At 38.5% G+C, this 18,086-nt stretch carries 28 protein-coding genes; 2 read left to right on the forward strand and 26 right to left on the reverse strand.

Features of this window, described 5'->3' with window-relative positions; translation table 11 throughout:
* Positions 1-222 precede the first annotated feature (222 nt).
* Entirely contained in the window at positions 223-441 is a 219-nt protein-coding gene (locus tag ACTDJC_RS20755; RefSeq protein WP_098310024.1) for a hypothetical protein, read from the reverse strand.
* 268 nt (positions 442-709) lie between these two features.
* On the opposite strand from ACTDJC_RS20755, the gene pdaB reads away from it, so the two are divergent.
* A complete protein-coding gene (pdaB, locus tag ACTDJC_RS20760; RefSeq protein ID WP_098310023.1) occupies positions 710-1,474 on the forward strand; it encodes a polysaccharide deacetylase family sporulation protein PdaB in 765 nt (254 codons plus the stop codon).
* Positions 1,475-1,544: 70 nt separating this feature from the next.
* On the opposite strand, the gene ACTDJC_RS20765 is transcribed toward pdaB, so the two are convergent.
* Positions 1,545-2,147, reverse strand: coding sequence for a KinB-signaling pathway activation protein (locus ACTDJC_RS20765; protein ID WP_098310022.1), 603 nt, complete (start codon positions 2,145-2,147; stop codon positions 1,545-1,547).
* Positions 2,148-2,285: 138 nt separating this feature from the next.
* On the opposite strand from ACTDJC_RS20765, the gene gerD reads away from it, so the two are divergent.
* A complete protein-coding gene (gene gerD, locus ACTDJC_RS20770) occupies positions 2,286-2,894 on the forward strand; it encodes a spore germination lipoprotein GerD (RefSeq protein WP_098310021.1) in 609 nt (202 codons plus the stop codon).
* Positions 2,895-2,909: 15 nt separating this feature from the next.
* Here gerD and ACTDJC_RS20775 read toward each other — a convergent pair whose 3' ends face one another.
* The 24 genes from ACTDJC_RS20775 to rpsH form a co-directional block, all read right to left on the reverse strand.
* Positions 2,910-3,971, reverse strand: a complete 1,062-nt coding sequence (locus tag ACTDJC_RS20775) for a P-loop NTPase (RefSeq protein WP_440604577.1) — start codon at positions 3,969-3,971, stop codon at positions 2,910-2,912.
* A gap of 151 nt (positions 3,972-4,122) precedes the next feature.
* Positions 4,123-4,836, reverse strand: a complete 714-nt coding sequence (gene cwlD, locus ACTDJC_RS20780) for an N-acetylmuramoyl-L-alanine amidase CwlD (protein ID WP_098310019.1) — start codon at positions 4,834-4,836, stop codon at positions 4,123-4,125.
* A 66-nt stretch (positions 4,837-4,902) separates the two neighbouring features.
* Positions 4,903-5,331, reverse strand: a complete 429-nt coding sequence (locus ACTDJC_RS20785) for a DUF2521 family protein (RefSeq protein WP_098310018.1) — start codon at positions 5,329-5,331, stop codon at positions 4,903-4,905.
* A gap of 167 nt (positions 5,332-5,498) precedes the next feature.
* On the reverse strand, positions 5,499-5,891 hold the full coding sequence (gene rpsI / locus ACTDJC_RS20790) for a 30S ribosomal protein S9 (protein ID WP_020063209.1): 393 nt from the start codon (positions 5,889-5,891) through the stop codon (positions 5,499-5,501).
* 21 nt (positions 5,892-5,912) lie between these two features.
* Complete coding sequence (gene rplM, locus ACTDJC_RS20795; protein ID WP_098310017.1) at positions 5,913-6,350, reverse strand: 50S ribosomal protein L13; 438 nt, start codon at positions 6,348-6,350, stop codon at positions 5,913-5,915.
* A 155-nt stretch (positions 6,351-6,505) separates the two neighbouring features.
* Positions 6,506-7,249: a tRNA pseudouridine(38-40) synthase TruA gene (truA, locus tag ACTDJC_RS20800; RefSeq protein ID WP_098310016.1), complete on the reverse strand. Its 744-nt coding sequence runs from the start codon at positions 7,247-7,249 to the stop codon at positions 6,506-6,508.
* Between the two features lie 14 nt (positions 7,250-7,263).
* Complete coding sequence (locus ACTDJC_RS20805; RefSeq protein WP_253628365.1) at positions 7,264-8,058, reverse strand: energy-coupling factor transporter transmembrane component T family protein; 795 nt, start codon at positions 8,056-8,058, stop codon at positions 7,264-7,266.
* Positions 8,046-8,927: an energy-coupling factor ABC transporter ATP-binding protein gene (locus ACTDJC_RS20810; RefSeq protein ID WP_098310014.1), complete on the reverse strand. Its 882-nt coding sequence runs from the start codon at positions 8,925-8,927 to the stop codon at positions 8,046-8,048. The genes ACTDJC_RS20805 and ACTDJC_RS20810 overlap by 13 nt, the downstream gene beginning before the upstream one ends.
* Positions 8,903-9,745 carry an energy-coupling factor ABC transporter ATP-binding protein gene (locus ACTDJC_RS20815; protein WP_098310013.1) on the reverse strand — a complete coding sequence of 281 codons (843 nt, stop codon included), beginning with the start codon at positions 9,743-9,745 and terminating at the stop codon, positions 8,903-8,905. Before ACTDJC_RS20815 ends, ACTDJC_RS20810 begins: the two co-directional genes overlap by 25 nt.
* Before the next feature lie 264 nt (positions 9,746-10,009).
* Positions 10,010-10,372, reverse strand: a complete 363-nt coding sequence (gene rplQ, locus ACTDJC_RS20820; RefSeq protein ID WP_098310011.1) for a 50S ribosomal protein L17 — start codon at positions 10,370-10,372, stop codon at positions 10,010-10,012.
* 35 nt (positions 10,373-10,407) lie between these two features.
* Positions 10,408-11,352, reverse strand: coding sequence for a DNA-directed RNA polymerase subunit alpha (locus tag ACTDJC_RS20825; protein WP_000569645.1), 945 nt, complete (start codon positions 11,350-11,352; stop codon positions 10,408-10,410).
* A 181-nt stretch (positions 11,353-11,533) separates the two neighbouring features.
* Positions 11,534-11,923, reverse strand: a complete 390-nt coding sequence (gene rpsK, locus ACTDJC_RS20830; protein WP_003194384.1) for a 30S ribosomal protein S11 — start codon at positions 11,921-11,923, stop codon at positions 11,534-11,536.
* 24 nt (positions 11,924-11,947) lie between these two features.
* Positions 11,948-12,313: a 30S ribosomal protein S13 gene (gene rpsM / locus ACTDJC_RS20835; protein WP_035433696.1), complete on the reverse strand. Its 366-nt coding sequence runs from the start codon at positions 12,311-12,313 to the stop codon at positions 11,948-11,950.
* Positions 12,314-12,334: 21 nt separating this feature from the next.
* Positions 12,335-12,448, reverse strand: a complete 114-nt coding sequence (rpmJ, locus tag ACTDJC_RS20840) for a 50S ribosomal protein L36 (RefSeq protein WP_000868344.1) — start codon at positions 12,446-12,448, stop codon at positions 12,335-12,337.
* Positions 12,449-12,483: 35 nt separating this feature from the next.
* A complete protein-coding gene (gene infA / locus ACTDJC_RS20845) occupies positions 12,484-12,702 on the reverse strand; it encodes a translation initiation factor IF-1 (RefSeq protein WP_020062312.1) in 219 nt (72 codons plus the stop codon).
* Positions 12,703-12,769: 67 nt separating this feature from the next.
* Positions 12,770-13,516 carry a type I methionyl aminopeptidase gene (gene map, locus ACTDJC_RS20850; RefSeq protein WP_098310010.1) on the reverse strand — a complete coding sequence of 249 codons (747 nt, stop codon included), beginning with the start codon at positions 13,514-13,516 and terminating at the stop codon, positions 12,770-12,772.
* The gene (locus ACTDJC_RS20855) at positions 13,516-14,166 is read right to left on the reverse strand and encodes an adenylate kinase (RefSeq protein WP_098310009.1); all 651 of its coding nucleotides are present in this window, start codon (positions 14,164-14,166) and stop codon (positions 13,516-13,518) included. Before ACTDJC_RS20855 ends, map begins: the two co-directional genes overlap by 1 nt.
* A 53-nt stretch (positions 14,167-14,219) precedes the next feature.
* Positions 14,220-15,518, reverse strand: coding sequence for a preprotein translocase subunit SecY (gene secY / locus ACTDJC_RS20860; protein WP_098310008.1), 1,299 nt, complete (start codon positions 15,516-15,518; stop codon positions 14,220-14,222).
* Positions 15,518-15,958 (reverse strand): 50S ribosomal protein L15, encoded by a 441-nt coding sequence (gene rplO, locus ACTDJC_RS20865; RefSeq protein ID WP_098310007.1) that lies wholly within the window; start codon positions 15,956-15,958, stop codon positions 15,518-15,520. The genes secY and rplO overlap by 1 nt, the downstream gene beginning before the upstream one ends.
* A gap of 33 nt (positions 15,959-15,991) precedes the next feature.
* A complete protein-coding gene (rpmD, locus tag ACTDJC_RS20870) occupies positions 15,992-16,174 on the reverse strand; it encodes a 50S ribosomal protein L30 (protein WP_020062307.1) in 183 nt (60 codons plus the stop codon).
* A 17-nt stretch (positions 16,175-16,191) separates the two neighbouring features.
* Positions 16,192-16,692 (reverse strand): 30S ribosomal protein S5, encoded by a 501-nt coding sequence (gene rpsE / locus ACTDJC_RS20875; RefSeq protein ID WP_230576174.1) that lies wholly within the window; start codon positions 16,690-16,692, stop codon positions 16,192-16,194.
* Positions 16,693-16,713: 21 nt separating this feature from the next.
* Positions 16,714-17,076: a 50S ribosomal protein L18 gene (rplR, locus tag ACTDJC_RS20880; RefSeq protein WP_230576173.1), complete on the reverse strand. Its 363-nt coding sequence runs from the start codon at positions 17,074-17,076 to the stop codon at positions 16,714-16,716.
* Between the two features lie 31 nt (positions 17,077-17,107).
* Positions 17,108-17,647, reverse strand: a complete 540-nt coding sequence (gene rplF / locus ACTDJC_RS20885; protein WP_154710860.1) for a 50S ribosomal protein L6 — start codon at positions 17,645-17,647, stop codon at positions 17,108-17,110.
* Between the two features lie 31 nt (positions 17,648-17,678).
* A complete protein-coding gene (gene rpsH, locus ACTDJC_RS20890) occupies positions 17,679-18,077 on the reverse strand; it encodes a 30S ribosomal protein S8 (protein WP_020062303.1) in 399 nt (132 codons plus the stop codon).
* Positions 18,078-18,086 lie beyond the last annotated feature (9 nt).

An 18,086-nucleotide genomic window follows, 5' to 3' on the forward strand; every position in this document is an offset into this window, starting at 1 on the left:
TAAAGTGTTTGTCTAGCATCATAAATAAAAATTGACGTTTCACGTTGTTTGTTTCGTTCAGTTTTCAAAGAACTTGTTAGCCGCTCATTTGCGACTTCCTTATGTTAACATCTCAACCATCTGATGTCAACAATGTTTTTTATTTCTTTTTTCGCTTGATGAATTCGTTCATCAGCGACGAATATTAATTTATCATATATAAAACTATATCGTCAATACTTTTTAATAAAAAATTCTTTTTCTCATATACCTTGTACAATCTTCAGGTGGAGCAATTCTTGTAAATACAGTAAATAACAATTTATATCGCTCTTCCATCGTCTTTTTTACAATACGATGGATCCTCTTATCCGCAAAGTCAAATAACAATTCATCTAACTCTCTTTTTAATACATATTCTAATTCTTTCTGTTCCTGCTCCGTAATCAATAACCCAATCATTCTGTCACCTCAGCTGTTTCTTATCTACATACCACTTTCCTAATATATGTAAAATTAACTAAAGTTATTTTTTATACTTGGAATCAAGTATCCTCTTCACTTCATACACTTATCTCATCCATTTCTCTAAATATCAAGGCAGGATAAATTATATAAAGCGTTACCGTTCAGTATATCCTTTTCTTACGATGTTAATCGTTTAGTTCTCTTTTCTTCTTTTTCTGCATATAAGTAACTGAAAAGGATTGGACAAAGGGGCGGAGAAACGATGTTTTTCTTCTTTATAACAAGTAAACATAGGTTTAAACAAATTAGTCTTATTATTGTGCTTTCCCTTTTTACGGCATGGCTGCTCTTTTTAAAAACATATTCTTATCAATCGGTTTTTTCAACAACTACTGGTCCAAAAGCAATTTATAAAGGAGACACGACAAAAAAACAGGTTTCTTTAACGTTCGATATTAGTTGGGGGGATGAGAAAGCATTACCTATACTAGATACATTAAAAGAAAAAAAGATTACAAACGCCACATTCTTTCTTTCGGCAGCATGGGCAGAACGCCATCCTGATATTGTGGAGCGTATTATAAAAGATGGTCACGAAATCGGAAGTATGGGATACAATTACAAAGACTATACTTCTTTAGAAGCAGGCGAAATCCGAAGGGACCTCTTAAAGGCACAGGACGTATTTACAAAACTTCAAGTGAAGCAAGTTCAACTTCTACGTCCCCCTAATGGTAACTTTAATAAAACGGTATTAAAAATTGCTGAATCTCTAGGATATACGGTTGTACATTGGAGTAATAATTCAAATGACTGGAAAAACCCTGGAGTCAATAAAATTGTTACCACCGTTTCAGAAAATCTACGCGAAGGAGATATCATTCTACTTCACGCTTCTGATTCGGCACTACAAACAAATCAAGCATTACCAATGCTGCTTCAAAAATTGAAAACGGATGGATTTAAAAACATCCCTGTCTCTCAGCTCATCTCTAATACAAATGCTAAAAGCAAAGACATAGATTGAACTTACACCTTACTAAGGCGTAAGCCTTACTGTCCATTAAACAAAATAAAAGCTGATTCCAATATAGGAATCAGCTTTTTTGTCCTATTAAACGATGTAACATTAGAACTTGATACGCATTGCATAGCAACAACGGCACAACCATTAAGTATAACCAATTTGTATCATTGACCCGCAGCGCTGGAACCCATTCAATAACAGTCACAACAATCATAAAGAATAGGGCCGGGACAAAAGCTTTCTTATTCGTCTCTTTACTTTTTATGTAAGCAACAATTGCTCCAAATACAAAGAGAGTCCCAGCAACTAAAATATTCATCCCAAGTGATTCATTCCCATTTGCAATCAATACAGAGCGCAAATATACAAAATCAAATAATACAAATGCAATTAAGAAAATTTGTATTGCATTCCAAAGAGATGGAGAGCGAAACATCCCTAGTCCAAACCGGTGAATTGTTAAATACGCAAAGAAACCCATCTGACTAATGACACTAAAAATAAAACCTATCCCAAGCAACCAAAAAGAAATCATTAAAATTTCCTTTCCGTCGAAATTTTGAAAAAATTTATTATACTTGTCCCACCCTAAAATAAAACCGATAAAGATTGTACTGCTTCCCCCAAGAAACAATGTCGTCAAAAAGAGTCGTACCCATTTTCGGCTATTCACAGACATATCCCCCATTATCTATATATTTTTACTTAAATTGTAACAATGTCATTTTTAAAAAGCTAGCTATCAATATGTATAAATTCCTTCAAGATATTTATATTAAAAAAGAGAAATATGCGAAAGGAGCCCCGGCTGATGAAACGGATTCTGCTCATTTTGGTCTCTTTTATCCTTTTTATCGGAATAGTTGCATGTGCACAAGAAAAAGAAGCGAAATCCCAATTAGACTATGATCAAACGAAAAAAATGATTATTGATATCTTAAAAACGGATGAAGGCAAAAAAGCAATCCAAGATGTACTAACCGATGAAAAAATGAAACAAGCTCTTATTTTAGATGAATCTGTAGTGAAAAAAACGATTGAAGATACTATGCTATCAGAGAAAGGGCAACAATTTTGGGAAAAATTATTCAAAGATCCTGAGTTTGCTGCTAAGTTTGCAAAAAGCATGGAGAAAGAACAAACAAGTTTAATGAAAACATTATTAAAAGATCCTGAGTATCAAGCAGGTGTTATAGAGATCATGAAAAATCCGGAAGTTGGAAAAATCATGATGCAAACAATGAAAAGTAAAGAGTATCGTCAATATTTACAGCAAGTCTTAACTGAAACTGCCGAAAGTCCACTATTCCAAGCAAAAATGATAGATATTATTAGTAAAGGTGTTGAAAAGGCTCAGAAAAGTGGCGGTGAGCAGAAAAAAGAAGGCGGATCAGAAGAAGGAAAAAAAGAACAAAAATAGCCCTCGTACTGAGGGTTATTTTTGTTCAATTGCCGCTCTCTCAATTACTTGCTTAGCAATTTGTTTATAGATTACTCCAGTGCTATGCTCCTCATCGTATACGGATGGAGCAAATTCTTCTGCATTCCAATCTGGCTGCTGGAGCGGAATTTGCCCAAGTACTACTGTCTGTAGGTCTGCCGCTAACTTTTCTCCTCCACCTTTACCAAAGACATATTCTTTTTCACCAGTCACTTTACTTTCAAAATAAGACATATTTTCCACAACACCAATAATCTCATGCTCTGTGCGAAGTGCCATTGCACCAGCTCTAGCAGCTACAAAAGCTGCTGTTGGATGAGGTGTTGTCACAATGATTTCCTTACAAGACGGAAGCATAGAATGTACATCTAATGCTACATCACCTGTACCAGGAGGCAAATCTAACACTAAGTAATCTAAATCACCCCACTCTACTTCTGTGAAGAAATGATTTAACATTTTCCCAAGCATTGGGCCTCTCCAAATAACAGGTGCATTGTCTTCTACGAAAAATCCCATCGAAATAACTTTTACACCAAAACGCTCTACCGGAATGATTTTATCACCACGTACAACAGGCCGTTTTTCAATCCCCATCATATCCGGCACACTAAATCCGTATATATCAGCATCAACGATTCCAACCTTTTTTCCTAATCTAGCAAGAGAAATCGCTAAGTTTACAGAAACAGTCGATTTTCCAACTCCGCCTTTTCCACTTGCTATTGCTAGGAAAGTTGTTTTTGAATGCGGCGATAATAAAGATTCACTCTGCTCTTCTTGCGGAGCAAATTGCAATTGTTCCTCTTCGGTAAATTCCGTAAAGCGTAAACCAACTGTTGCTGCTCCTAATTCTTTCACTAATTTCACAATTGCTCCTTGCAGCTGCATTTGTTCGGCTGTTCCTGTTTTCACAATCGCAATTTTAATACTCACATGTTCTTTTTCCGGTTTCACGGTGACTTCTTTAATAGCATTTGTTTCTTTTAATGTTTTATTTAGAAACGGATCTACAATCCCTTCAAGTGCTCCCACTACTTGTTCTTTCGTTACCATAACCTGTCCCGCCCCCTGTTATAAAAATAAGATAAAGTAAATTAAATTAAGTTCTTACAAGCGTGTAATAACTCATTAGAACAAAATAAATGCGTTTTCATTGTAAGTATAGCATATTTTCGGAAAACTCCGTTACAAAGAAGACCCTCCCTTAATCGGGAGGGTTTCCTTTCTCAGTAAAATATCGCAATATCCCACGATATATAGCAGCAGAAACTTTTTGCTGATATTTCTCTGAGTTTAATAAATATCTTTCGTTTACATTGGATAAAAAGCCAGCTTCAACTAATACACCCGGTGTTTTCGCATGCTTCAATAAATAAACACGAGAAATTGTTTTTGCCGAACGCTTCGTATTCTCGAGACTTGTTCGTAATTCAGCTTGAATAAATTTTGCTGCTCGCTCATTTTCTACTAAAGAACGATAATAAAATGTTTGTGCTCCTTTCGAATCACCACTTGGGAGGGCATTCAAATGCACACTAACAAAAAAGTCAACATCAGACTTATTAATGATATCAACACGTTTTTTTAAGTCCTCTGCTTTGCGGCGACTATATCCCTTGGTGCTTTTGTCTGCTAAATCATAGTCTCCATTGCGTGTCAAAATAACGAGCGCTCCTTGTTCTTGTAAATAATCTCGCACTTTTTTTGTAATTTCCAGTGTAATATCTTTTTCAACAATATCTCCCCCGCCAACTGCCCCTCCATCCGGGCCACCATGACCAGCGTCTAATACAATAATTTTTCCAGACAAAGGCAAGTTCCACGCTCTCCACGATTTTGTAATTTGAAAATCCTGCCTTACTAAGAAAAAGAGTACAACCGCTGCTAACATAAAAGAAATAATCCGAATTCTTTTCATACCTTTCCCCCTCTAGCTAGTCCCTCTACTTACTTATATGGGACAAGAGGAAAGTTTATGATTTTCTTAATGCAGCTTCATGCGATATCTTCTCTCACCCTTTTCATATCCTTGTTGCCACCAAGCATTAATAAAGCGCTGGCACAATTGATATAACTGCTCATCTTCATTTTCTTCTAAAGTATGCAAAAGAACACTTGTCAAAAAATGAAACAGCATTTCTGTTAATTGAACTTCTTCATGAGACGACCTGCTTTTCACATCTAAAAGTGATTCTCCATAATAACCAAACTTACTATACCTAGCTCCTAATAAATAGGACTCAATACCTACCTCTATACAATAATCTTCATAATGACGATGGAATGTATCCATAAAAAAGCAATCACGAATATTTTCTCTGAGTGTTTGTAAGGATAATTCTCGCAGTATTTTACGTTCATACTTCAGCTGCTTTTCTCTTTGTTTTTCTTTCAGGCTTACAATAACATTCATAGTACTTAAAACCTCCCTATGTACGTATTAGTCTAAACTTCTCAGTAGGAAGCATACACAAGAAGGCAACACTAAAATATTCCAAAGAAGAGGATGCTAATAAAAGATGTTTACGAACATAATAAAAAAACCCCAGCCAAAAGGCTGAGGTTTGAAGTTCGCAAAAATTAACGTTTTGAGAACTGAGGTGCACGACGAGCACCTTTAAGACCGTATTTTTTACGCTCTTTCATACGTGCGTCACGAGTTAATAGACCTGCACGTTTTAATGTTAAACGGTATTCTGGATCAGCTTTTAATAAAGCGCGAGAAATACCGTGACGGATAGCACCAGCTTGACCAGTGTATCCACCGCCATGTACGTTTACAAGTACATCGTAGTTACCTAAAGTTTCTGTTGCAACTAGAGGTTGTTTCACTACTTCACGTAATGCAGCAAATGGGATATAGTTTTCAAAATCACGACCGTTAATGATAACGCGTCCTTCGCCTGGAACTAGGCGTACGCGTGCTACTGAACTCTTACGACGTCCAGTACCATTGTATTGTACCTGTGCCAAAGTAAGCCCTCCTTTAATTAATTATCCGCGAAGTTCGTAAACTTCTGGTTTTTGTGCTTGGTGTGGATGCTCAGATCCAGCATACACATTTAACTTTTTAGACATTTGACGTCCTAAACGTCCTTTTGGAAGCATGCCTTTAATAGCAAGCTCTAACATTTGTACAGGGTAGTTTGTACGCATTTCTAGAGCTGTTCTTTGTTTAAGTCCACCTGGGTGATTTGTGTGACGGTAGTAAATTTTATCGTTTAATTTATTACCTGTTAAGTGAACTTTCTCAGCGTTAATAATAATTACATGATCACCAGTATCAATATGTGGTGTAAATGTTGGTTTGTTTTTACCGCGTAAAATGGATGCTACTTCAGTAGCAAGGCGACCTAAAGTTTTATCTTCAGCATCAACCACATACCATTTACGCTCAACTTCGTTAGCTTTTGCCATAAAAGTCGTACGCATTTGTTTCCCTCCTACTCAATATCTTTTCATAGAAAAAATTCTATTGTTTATCTTAAACACGATTTCCTTCCGGGGCTAATCGTGGTCTTAGAAACAATACCATATGTTATGATATCCTTTTGAGTTTCTAATGTCAAGCAAATGTTACACCAGGATTAGTTGTTATAGTTTACCTGCCATAAATAAAGGCCTTGCCCCGGTACCATCTTCCCAGCAAAACGGCGGTCTTGTTTTTTAAAAATATCTGGAATGCTTTCAGGAGCAATCTTTCCTTTACCGACGCTAAGCAGCGTACCAACAATAATTCGAACCATGTTATATAAAAAACCATTTCCAACAAAACGAAAGACTAGCTCATCACCTTGTTCTATTAAATCTATTTCATAAATTGTTCGCACTTTATCCTTTTTATCAGTTTTTGCCGAACAAAATGAAGTAAAATCATGCGTTCCAATAAAATAAGGAATTGCTTTTCGGATGGATTCTACTTCTAATGCATATGGATACTGATATACGTAATTTCTACGGAATACATCAGCTTTTTTAGATAATAATACACGATAGCGATATTCCTTTTTTACAACACCATATCGTGCGTGAAAATCTAAAGTTTTTTGCTCAGCCTGCTCCACAGCAATATCATCTGGCAGCATTGTATTTAAAGCTGCCATCCATTGCTCTCCTGTTAATGATAGTGGTGTATCAAAATGAATGACTTGGCCTTTGGCATGGACAGTGGAATCTGTTCTTCCTGACGCTTGTACACGAACAGCTTCCCCTTTATGCACCTTTTGCAAAGCTTTCTCTATTTCTTGTTGAACAGTACGTTGATTCGGTTGAATTTGATATCCGCAAAAGTTAATTCCATCATACGAAACTGTGCATTTTATTCTTTCCATATTCATACTCTCCATTACGATCGAACTAAAATTAAAATACACGCTAAACCAAATAGGCTTAAGAGTGTTAATGTATCGATCCATTTCCATTCTAGCTGCCGGAATTTCGTACGGTATCCGTTGCTTTGATAACCTCGTGCTTCCATAGCAATCGCTAAGTCTTCTGCACGTTTAAACGCACTAATAAATAGTGGTACAAGTAACGAGATAATCGCTTTCAACCTATCTTTCATTGGACCACCTGCAAAGTCTATACCACGAGAAGCTTGTGCTTTCATAATTTTACTCGTTTCATCCATCAAAGTTGGAATAAAGCGCAGTGAAATAGACATCATAAGTGCAATTTCATGAACAGGAACTTTTATACGTTTTAAAGGATGCAACAGCGTTTCCATACCATCTGTAATTTCAATTGGCGTTGTTGTTAACGTTAATAGAGTGGTCATTAAAATAATGACCAAAAAACGAATGGAAATATAAATTCCCTGCTCCAACCCTTTCTCATATATAGAAAACCATCCAAATTGAACGAGTACAGCACCTTCTTTTGTTGTAAAAATATGCAGAAAGAAAGTGAATAAGAAAATCCATAAAACAGGTTTTAATCCAGAAAGAACATAGCGAATCGGCACTTTTGCAAAGAACAAAGCAATGAGTGCATACAAAAATAGCAAGCCATATGAAATTGCATTATTTGCTAAAAATACAACAAATACATATAAAAAGACCATTAACAGTTTTGTTCGAGGATCCAGTCTATGAATGGCAGATTCTCCTGGAACATATCTTCCAATAATTAACTGCTGCATGATGAATCCCCACCTTTTCTAAACAGTTGTATGACTTCATCTGCTAAATCTTCTAAAGACAAGGTGGCTTTCGGGATAGAAATGCCTAATTTCTCTTCAATTTCTCGCTTATACTTCAGCGGCATCGGAAGAGACACACCAATTTGTTCAAGCTCATCTGCATACGTAAAGACTTCTTCTGATGTTCCTTGCAAAAAGACCGTTCCTTTATGCATGACAACAATGTTGTCTGCATATTTTGCAGCATCCTCCATATTATGTGTCACAAGAATCACCGTAAGATTGTTTTGCTTGTGAAGATGATAAAACATCTCCATAAGCTCATTCTGGCCCTTCGGATCAAGTCCTGCCGTTGGCTCATCTAATACTAATACCTCCGGCTCCATTGCTAATACACCAGCAATAGCAACACGTCTCATTTGTCCTCCGCTTAATTCAAACGGAGATCGTTCTAATAGTTCTTCTGATAGACCAACCAATCGAATGGCATCTTTTGCTTTTTGTTTCGCTGCTTCTTCAGATACACCAAAATTTGAAGGCCCAAAGCAAATATCTTTTTCTACCGTTTCTTCAAATAATTGATGTTCTGGAAATTGAAAAACAACCCCTACTTTTTTTCGAAGAGGTTTTAATTTCTTCGCTTTTTTTTGAGATGAAATTCTATATTCCCCAATTTGAACAGTACCACTCGTTGGTTGCAATAAGCCATTTAAATGTTGAATCATCGTTGACTTACCCGACCCTGTATGACCGATAATGGCATAATAGCCACCACTAGGAAGCGAAATATCTATATCGTAAAGGGCACGTTTTTCAAATGGGGTTTTATATTGATAACGATGCTCTACTTTTTGGAATGTAATCTCCAAAGTTCGCTCACCAAACTTTCCATTGTAAGATGCATTGATTGTAAAGGAATTTTATTGCTTTTCAATAATTCTGCCATTTTCACTGAAAATGGCACATCTAAACCGATTTCTTGCAGCATTTTCGGTGATTGAAAAATGTGCTCAGGTGTTCCTTCTTCTAATAGTTCTCCGCGATTTAAAATAATAATACGATCTGACTGCGCCGCTTCTTCTAAATCGTGAGTAATCGAAAGAACTGTAATTCCTTTCGTACGAACAAGATCTCTTACTGTTTCTACCACTTCTTTACGGCCTTGTGGGTCAAGCATAGATGTTGCCTCATCTAATACTAAAATAGACGGCTGAAGTGCTAATACACCTGCAATTGCAACGCGCTGCTTTTGTCCACCCGATAAGTAGTGAGGTTCTTCATTTTGAAAATCTTCCATTCGAACGAGCTCTAAAGCGTGCTTCATACGTTCTACCATTAGCTCCCTGGGTATTCCGGCATTCTCAAGTCCAAAGACAACATCATCCTGTACAGTTGTTCCGACAAATTGATTATCTGGGTTTTGAAAAACCATTCCAATCTGTTTTCGAATATCCCATACAGTTTCTTCAGATAAAACAAGAGTTTCATTTACAGTAATTGTTCCTGCTGATGGTAAAAACAAGCCATTTAATAACTTTGCAAGCGTGGATTTTCCTGACCCATTTTGCCCAATAACAGATACCCATTCTCCTTCATATAAAGAGAATGAAACGTCATGCAGGGCGTAAGAAGCAGCTTGAGGATATTGAAATGATATGTTCTCAGCACGAAGCTTCTCTTTTTTCACTCGTGGGCACCCTCTTCCATTATTCAGCCGAATAAAGTTCAACTAACCATCAGTGAGGGGTTTTTCATCCCCCACTGATGGTTAGTTGAACTAATCGGGCTTTTACGGGCAGTTATCTCCCGCCTAGCTTCCCCGCTTCTCTCTGAGTCTTGAGGTGGGAGTCTTACTACCCGCAAATAGCGGGATAAGCGTTTTCTTCTATACTTAAAAAAAAGGGCCATGACCAGTTACTTAAAAAGTACTGTCCTGCCCTTTTGCTTGTCATTATACTAACTCGATAATTACCATTGGTGCAGCGTCACCGCGACGTGGACCAATTTTTGCAATACGAGTGTATCCGCCTTGACGCTCAGCATAGCGTGGAGCTACATCAGCGAATAATTTTTGTAATGCATCTTGACCAGTCTCAGCATTAGCAACTTCATTACGAATGTAAGAAGCTGCTTGACGACGAGCATGAAGATCTCCGCGTTTACCTAAAGTGATCATTTTTTCCACTACAGAACGAAGTTCTTTTGCACGAGTTTCTGTCGTTTGGATGCGCTCGTTGATAATTAAATCAGTAGCTAAGTCACGTAACATAGCTTTACGCTGCGCACTTGTACGGCCTAATTTTCTGTATGCCATTCGTAGTTCCCTCCTTTGTTGATGAGTTTAAATCCTCAGTCGTCTTTACGTAAGCCTAAACCTAGTTCTTCTAGCTTATGCTTAACTTCTTCTAAGGATTTACGTCCTAAGTTACGAACTTTCATCATATCTTCTTCTGTTTTGTTCGCAAGCTCTTGTACAGTGTTAATACCTGCACGTTTTAAGCAATTATAAGAACGAACAGAAAGATCAAGTTCTTCAATTGTCATTTCTAGAACTTTTTCTTTTTGATCTTCTTCCTTCTCGACCATAATCTCAGCATTTTGCGCTTCGTCAGTTAAACCAACAAAGATGTTTAAATGCTCTGTTAAGATTTTGGCACCTAAAGAGATAGCTTCTTTTGGCCCGATGCTTCCATCCGTCCATACATCAAGCGTAAGCTTATCATAATTTGCCACTTGTCCAACACGTGTCTTTTCCACTTGGTAAGTCACACGTGATACTGGAGTATAAATAGAATCAATAGGAATTACACCTATTGGTTGATCCTCGCTCTTATTTGCATCAGCTGGCGTATACCCACGGCCACGCTTTGCAGTTAAACGCACGCGGAAATGCGCATCCTTTGCTAACGTTGCAATGTATAAATCTGGATTTAAGATTTCAACATCACTATCGTGAGTAATATCAGCAGCTGTGACAATACCTTCGCCCTGTACATCGATTTCGAGTGTCTTCTCTTCTTCAGAGTAGATTTTGAGAGCTAACTTTTTCAAGTTTAAGATGATCGTTGTAACATCTTCTACTACACCCTCAACTGTCGAAAATTCGTGTAATACGCCATCGATTTGGATGGCAGTAACAGCGGCACCAGGGAGTGAGGATAAAAGGATACGACGTAAGGAGTTACCCAAAGTAGTACCATATCCACGCTCAAGCGGTTCAATAACGAATTTACCATACTTAGCATCTTCGTTAAGCTCAACCGTTTCGATTTTCGGTTTTTCAATTTCAATCATTAACTAAACCCTCCTTCAAAACGTCGAAACCTCGGCTAAACAAAGGAAAAAACCTCTGTCTAACCGAAAGTCCCCCTTAGGCAGTTCCCGATTGTGCACAACAAGCGATGTTTCTGTACGAAATTTCTCGATAATGCATCATATCCATTATAGACAATAGGGAAAAATCTATACAGAAAAATTATACACGACGACGTTTTGGCGGACGACATCCATTATGAGGTACTGGAGTAACATCTCTAATTGCTGTTACTTCTAGACCTGCAGCTTGAAGCGCACGAATTGCAGCCTCACGACCAGCACCAGGGCCTTTTACAGTAACCTCTAAAGTTTTTAAACCATGCTCCATTGCAACTTTAGCAGCAGTTTCAGCAGCCATTTGTGCAGCGAATGGAGTAGATTTACGAGACCCACGGAAACCAAGTGCACCAGCACTAGACCAAGAAAGCGCGTTACCATGAGTATCTGTAAGAGTTACGATTGTGTTGTTGAAAGTAGAACGAATATGAGCGATACCAGCTTCAATATTCTTTTTCACACGTTTTTTACGAGTGTTTGTTTTACGTGCCATTGTTAGTTCAACCTCCTTTACTTATTATTTCTTTTTATTTGCTACTGTACGACGTGGACCTTTACGTGTACGAGCATTGTTTTTAGAGTTTTGACCACGAACTGGTAAACCACGACGGTGACGAAGACCACGGTAAGAACCGATCTCCATTAGACGTTTAATGTTAAGAGAAACTTCACGACGAAGGTCTCCTTCAACTTTGATACGATCGACGATATCACGGATACGTCCTAATTCGTCTTCAGTTAAATCGCGAACTCGTGTTTCTTCAGAAACACCAGCTTCAGCAAGAATTTTTTCAGCAGTTGTGCGACCAATGCCGAATACGTAAGTTAAAGAAATAACAACGCGTTTGTCACGAGGAATATCTACACCTGCGATACGTGCCATTCCGAATGCACCTCCTTCTGATTAACCTTGTTTTTGTTTATGTTTAGGGTTTTCACAAATAACCATTACTTTTCCACGTCTACGAATAACTTTACATTTTTCGCAGATCGGCTTAACTGACGGTCTTACTTTCATGTCTCGAACCTCCTTAAAGATTACGGAGTGCTATATTATTTAAAGCGGTACGTGATACGACCACGATTTAAATCGTACGGTGATAATTCTACCGTAACTTTATCTCCTGGTAAAATACGAATGAAGTTCATACGGATTTTACCAGAAACGTGAGCCAACACAACATGCCCATTCTCTAATTCTACTTTGAACATAGCATTTGGCAACGTTTCAATAACGGTACCTTCGACTTCAATTACATCATCTTTAGCCATTCAATGTTCTCCCTTCTTCAAATCAGTAACATTCTACACTGTTCTGAAATTCCGGAGAGCCAGCTACCTATAAAGTGGTAAGGATTTCGTATCCTGCTTCTGTAAGAGCAATCGTGTGCTCAAAATGCGCACACCATTTACCATCTACCGTTACCACTGTCCAGTCATCAGATAGTGTTTTTACATATCGTCTTCCTTGGTTCACCATCGGCTCAACACAAATGACCATTCCCGGTTTTAATCTAGGCCCTTGGTTTGGTGGACCATAGTGCGGGATTTGTGGGTCTTCATGTAAGTCTTGCCCGATTCCGTGACCGACATACTCCCTAACGATCGAGAATCCATTATCTTCGACATACGTTTGAATCGCATGTGAAACATTAGATAATCGTTCGCCCGGTTTTGCTTGTTCTAAACCAAGATACAACGATTTTTCTGTGACATCAAGTAGCTTTTGAACAGATTCGGAAATGTTTCCTACTGGATACGTCCATGCAGAATCTCCATGGTATCCATTATATTTCGCACCAATATCGATACTAATAATATCGCCTTCTTGGAGCTTGCGCTTTCCTGGAATCCCGTGTACAAGCTCTTCGTTTACCGAAGCACAAATGCTTCCCGGAAATCCGTTGTATCCTTTAAAAGATGGCGAACCGCCATATTTTAGAATCGTTTTTTCCGCTATTTGATCGAGCTCTTTCGTTGTAATTCCTGGGGCAATATGCTTTTTTAACTCTTGATGAGTTAAAGCAACAATCTTGCCAGCTTCTCGCATAATCTCGATTTCGCGAGGAGTTTTGCAAATAATCATTACGCTAAGCCTCCGATGAGAAGATCGACATCAGCAAATACTTTATCGATATCTTGCTCACCATTAATGCTTTTTAAGTAACCAAGCTCTTCGTAGAAATCAAGCAACGGCTTTGTTTGCTTAATATTCACTTCTAAACGATTTGCTACAGTTTCTTCATTGTCATCAGAACGCTGATATAACTCGCCACCACATTTATCACATACGCCCTCTTTTGCTGGCGGATTGAATTCTAAGTGGTAAGTCGCACCGCACTCTTTACAAATGCGACGACCTGTTAAACGTTTTAACAACAATCCTGAATCCACATTAATGTTTAAAACATAATTAATCTTTTTGCCAAGATCTTTCATGATTTCTTCAAGAGCTGAAGCTTGTGCAACTGTTCGCGGAAAACCATCTAATAAGAAGCCTTTTACGCAGTCTTCTTGACTTAAACGCTCACGCACGATTCCGATTGTAACTTCATCTGGTACAAGTGCTCCTTTATCAATAAAGGACTTCGCTTGTAAACCAAGTTCAGTTTCATCTTTCATAGCAGCACGAAACATATCTCCTGTTGAAATGTGAGGGATGTCATACTTGGCAACAATCTTTTCGGCTTGTGTACCTTTACCAGCACCTGGAAGCCCCATTAAAATTAAGTTCATCTGTATTCCCCCTCATGAATGAGCATGTAGGGAAGATGCCTCTTCCCACTTACTCACTGTTTGATAAACCCTTTGTAATGGCGTCTCACTAATTGACTTTCGAGCTGTTTCATTGTCTCTAAAGCAACACCGACAACAATTAGTAAACTTGTTCCACCAATCTGCGCAGATTGTGGCAGGTTTGCAAATTGAATAAATAAAACAGGTAGAATTGCAATTGCCGCTAAGAAAATTGCACCTACAAAGGTCAAACGATACAAGATTTTTGTTAAATATTGTTCTGTATTCTTACCCGGACGAATACCAGGAACATATCCACCTTGTTTATTTAAGTTTTCAGCCATCTGTTCAGGATTCACTTGAACAAATGCATAGAAATATGCAAAGGCAATAATTAGTGCAACATATATTGTCATACCCACTGGATGAGTATAGTTAAAGTTCTTAATAATCCACTGCGATATTTCATATTTCGGGAAAAACTGTGCAATAGTCGGAGGCGTAATCAAGAATGAAACAGCAAAAATTACTGGAATAACACCAGCACTATTTACCTTAAGTGGTAAATGAGTGTTTTGTGCTCCAGTATAACCACCATTTCCAGTTACGCGCTTCGCATATTGAATCGGGATCTTTCTAACAGCTTGTTGAATGTAAATAACACCAACAATAACCGCTAACACAGCTAACAAAATTAAACCAACTTTTACGATACTAATGAACAAGTCATCTCCGGCATTTTGGAACTGCTGTGCATACACTTGACTTATAGTATTTGGGATAGCTGCGGTAATACCTGCAAAGATAATAATAGAAATACCATTTCCTACTCCCTTTGCCGTAATCTGCTCACCTAACCACATTAGAAATGCAGTTCCGGCAGTCAGTACCGTAGCAATATATAAGTATGTTGACCAGCTAGGATCCGTAATTAACTGTCCACCTGCCATACCGTTAAAACCGATTGACATACCGAGTGCTTGAATAAAAGCAAGAACAATTGTAAAGTAGCGGGTAAACTGATTTAACTTACGACGACCCATTTCCCCTTGTTTTGACCATTCCGTAAATTTAGGAACAACATCCATCTGCAATAATTGCACGATGATGGATGCTGTAATGTACGGCATGATTCCCATCGCAAAGATGGAGAATTTTTTCAAGGCTCCGCCGCCAAATGTATTCAGAATACCCAATACATTCAACTGGTCTTGCGCTCTCAGTACATCTGCATTTGTATGAGGCACTGGGATGAACGTGCCAATCCGAAACACGATTAACATCGCTAAAGTGAACAATATTTTATTTCTTATCTCAGCAACGCGCATAAAGTTGGAGATTGTGCGAAACATTAGATCACCTCAACTGTTCCGCCAGCCGCTTCAATCGCTTCTTTTGCAGTTGAAGAGAACTTGTGAGCTTTAACAGTAAGCTTTTTCTCTACCGCACCGTTTGCAAGAATTTTAACACCGTCATTTAATTTGCTGATAACGCCAGTCTCAAGCAATAATTCAGGTGTTACTTCTGTACCGTCTTCAAAACGATTTAACGTTGTTAAGTTAACGATAGCAAACTCTTTACGGTTAATGTTTGTAAAGCCGCGTTTTGGTAAACGACGGAATAATGGAGTTTGACCGCCTTCAAAACCAAGACGAACACCGCCACCAGAACGTGCGTTTTGTCCTTTATGACCTTTTCCAGCAGTTTTACCGTTACCAGAACCGATACCACGACCTACACGGTTACGAACTTTACGAGAACCTTCTGCAGGTTGTAATTCATGAAGTTTCATTCCCAGGCACCTCCTTATATTGATGAGTTATCATTAAGCTTCTTTTACAGTTACAAGGTGAGAAACTTTGTTGATCATACCGCGAATAGCAGGAGTTTCTTCCTTAACTACAGTTGAATTCAACTTTTTAAGACCTAAAGCTTCTACAGTCGCACGTTGATCTTGTGGACGACCAATTACACTACGAGTGAGGGTAATTTCTAACTTTTTCGCCATTATGTTTTCCCTCCTTCTTAACCTAGTAGCTCTTCTACAGATTTACCGCGTAATTTTGCAACATCTTCAGCACGCTTAAGATCTTTTAATCCATTTACAGTAGCACGGATCATGTTAATTGGTGTGTTAGAACCAAGAGATTTAGAAAGAATATCTTGTACACCAGCTAATTCAAGAACCGCACGAACTGGACCACCAGCGATAACTCCAGTACCTTCTGCAGCAGGTTTTAAGAATACTTCACCCGCTCCAAATTGACCGATAATTACGTGTGGAATTGTTGTACCAACTAATGGTACTTCGATTAAGTTTTTCTTAGCATCTTCGATAGCCTTGCGGATTGCATCTGGTACCTCTTGCGCTTTACCAGTACCGAATCCAACATGACCGTTTTTATCGCCAACTACAACTAGTGCAGCGAAGCGGAAACGACGACCACCCTTAACAACTTTCGCAACACGGTTTATCGTAACTACACGTTCTTCAAGTTCAAATTTACTTGGGTCAATGCGACGCATCTATTTTCCCTCCTTTGACCATTAAAATTGTAAGCCAGCCTCACGAGCAGCTTCAGCTAAAGCTTTAACACGACCATGGTATAAGTAACCGCCGCGATCAAATACTATTTCTTTAACGCCTTTCTCTACAGCACGTTTAGCAACTAATTCGCCAACTTTAGTAGCAGCTTCAGTGTTGCCTGTACCGTTAAGAGTAAGTTCTTTATCAAGAGTAGACGCGCTTGCTAATGTTACACCGTTTACATCATCAATTACTTGAGCGTAAATGTGTTGATTAGAACGGAACACGTTTAAACGTGGACGCTCAGCAGTACCAGCAAGCTTTGCACGTACACGTGCATGTCTTTTCCTACGAACCGCATTTTTATCAGGTTTAGTGATCATTCTTGTCACTCCTTTCTTTCACCTAACGGGTTTACTTAGCAGTTTTACCTTCTTTACGACGTACAACTTCGCCTTCGTAACGAATACCTTTGCCTTTGTATGGCTCTGGAGCACGTACAGCGCGAACGTTAGCAGCGAATTCGCCAACACGTTGCTTGTCGATACCTTTGATTACGATCTTTGTTGGAGCAGGAACTTCAACTTCAAGACCAGCTTCTGGAGTCATCTCAACTGGGTGAGAGTAACCTACGTTTAATACAAGTTTGTCACCTTGTTTTTGTGCACGGTAACCAACACCGATTAATTCAAGTCCGCGAGCGAAACCTGTTGTTACACCTTCAACCATGTTTCCAAGAAGAGCACGAGTTGTTCCGTGTAATGCACGGTGTTCCTTCTGTTCAGAAGGGCGTTCTACTGTTAAGATATTTTCTTCAATCTTGATAGACATATCAGCATTGAAAGTACGAGTTAATTCACCTTTAGGTCCTTTTACAGTTACAGTATTATTTTCTGCTACTGTAACTGTAACACCTGCAGGGATTTCAAGAATCTTTTTACCAATACGAGACATGTGGTCACACCTCCGTTCGTTTAAATATTAATTACCAAACGTATGCTACTACTTCTCCACCAGTTTGTAATTGACGAGCGTCTTTGTCCGTCATTACTCCCTTAGATGTAGAAACAAGTGCAATACCTAATCCGTTAAGTACACGTGGTACTTCATCAGCTTTTGCATAAACGCGTAAGCCAGGCTTACTGATACGCTTTAATCCAGTGATTACACGCTCATTGTTTACACCGTATTTTAGGAAAATGCGAAGGATACCTTGTTTGTTATCCTCGATGTATTCCACATCACGAATGAAACCTTCACGTTTTAGGATTTCAGCGATTTCTTTTTTGATTTTAGAAGCAGGAACTTCTAATTTCTCATGACGTACCATGTTCGCATTACGGATGCGAGTAAGCATATCTGCAATTGGATCTGTCATCACCATGTGTTTTAC

Origin of the sequence: Bacillus sp. GB_SG_008 (assembly GCF_052038115.1) — a bacterium.
Taxonomy (GTDB): domain Bacteria; phylum Bacillota; class Bacilli; order Bacillales; family Bacillaceae_G; genus Bacillus_A; species Bacillus_A rhizoplanae.

Bases quoted from the DNA above. Each gene is read 5' to 3' on its own strand.
- rplO (WP_098310007.1), bottom strand. From the start codon at position 15,958: ATGAAACTTCATGAATTACAACCTGCAGAAGGTTCTCGTAAAGTTCGT.
- truA (WP_098310016.1), bottom strand. From the start codon at position 7,249: ATGGAAAGAATAAAATGCACAGTTTCGTATGATGGAATTAACTTTTGC.
- ACTDJC_RS20775 (WP_440604577.1), bottom strand. From the start codon at position 3,971: ATGGTAACGAAAGAACAAGTAGTGGGAGCACTTGAAGGGATTGTAGAT.
- secY (WP_098310008.1), bottom strand. From the start codon at position 15,518: ATGTTTCGCACAATCTCCAACTTTATGCGCGTTGCTGAGATAAGAAAT.
- rpsH (WP_020062303.1), bottom strand. From the start codon at position 18,077: ATGGTGATGACAGATCCAATTGCAGATATGCTTACTCGCATCCGTAAT.
- rpsK (WP_003194384.1), bottom strand. From the start codon at position 11,923: ATGGCACGTAAAACAAACACTCGTAAAAAACGTGTGAAAAAGAATATT.
- rplR (WP_230576173.1), bottom strand. From the start codon at position 17,076: ATGATCACTAAACCTGATAAAAATGCGGTTCGTAGGAAAAGACATGCA.
- pdaB (WP_098310023.1), top strand. From the start codon at position 710: ATGTTTTTCTTCTTTATAACAAGTAAACATAGGTTTAAACAAATTAGT.
- rpsM (WP_035433696.1), bottom strand. From the start codon at position 12,313: ATGGCACGTATCGCAGGTGTAGATATTCCTCGTGACAAACGCGTTGTT.
- rplF (WP_154710860.1), bottom strand. From the start codon at position 17,647: ATGTCTCGTATTGGTAAAAAGATTCTTGAAATCCCTGCAGGTGTTACA.
- rplQ (WP_098310011.1), bottom strand. From the start codon at position 10,372: ATGGCATACAGAAAATTAGGCCGTACAAGTGCGCAGCGTAAAGCTATG.
- rpmJ (WP_000868344.1), bottom strand. From the start codon at position 12,448: ATGAAAGTAAGACCGTCAGTTAAGCCGATCTGCGAAAAATGTAAAGTT.
- cwlD (WP_098310019.1), bottom strand. From the start codon at position 4,836: ATGAAAAGAATTCGGATTATTTCTTTTATGTTAGCAGCGGTTGTACTC.
- gerD (WP_098310021.1), top strand. From the start codon at position 2,286: ATGAAACGGATTCTGCTCATTTTGGTCTCTTTTATCCTTTTTATCGGA.
- infA (WP_020062312.1), bottom strand. From the start codon at position 12,702: ATGGCTAAAGATGATGTAATTGAAGTCGAAGGTACCGTTATTGAAACG.
- rpsE (WP_230576174.1), bottom strand. From the start codon at position 16,692: ATGCGTCGCATTGACCCAAGTAAATTTGAACTTGAAGAACGTGTAGTT.
- ACTDJC_RS20805 (WP_253628365.1), bottom strand. From the start codon at position 8,058: ATGCAGCAGTTAATTATTGGAAGATATGTTCCAGGAGAATCTGCCATT.
- ACTDJC_RS20785 (WP_098310018.1), bottom strand. From the start codon at position 5,331: ATGAATGTTATTGTAAGCCTGAAAGAAAAACAAAGAGAAAAGCAGCTG.
- map (WP_098310010.1), bottom strand. From the start codon at position 13,516: ATGATTATTTGCAAAACTCCTCGCGAAATCGAGATTATGCGAGAAGCT.
- ACTDJC_RS20755 (WP_098310024.1), bottom strand. From the start codon at position 441: ATGATTGGGTTATTGATTACGGAGCAGGAACAGAAAGAATTAGAATAT.
- ACTDJC_RS20825 (WP_000569645.1), bottom strand. From the start codon at position 11,352: ATGATTGAAATTGAAAAACCGAAAATCGAAACGGTTGAGCTTAACGAA.
- ACTDJC_RS20855 (WP_098310009.1), bottom strand. From the start codon at position 14,166: ATGAACTTAATTTTAATGGGGCTTCCAGGTGCTGGTAAAGGTACACAA.
- rpmD (WP_020062307.1), bottom strand. From the start codon at position 16,174: ATGGCGAAAAAGTTAGAAATTACCCTCACTCGTAGTGTAATTGGTCGT.
- rplM (WP_098310017.1), bottom strand. From the start codon at position 6,350: ATGCGTACGACTTTTATGGCAAAAGCTAACGAAGTTGAGCGTAAATGG.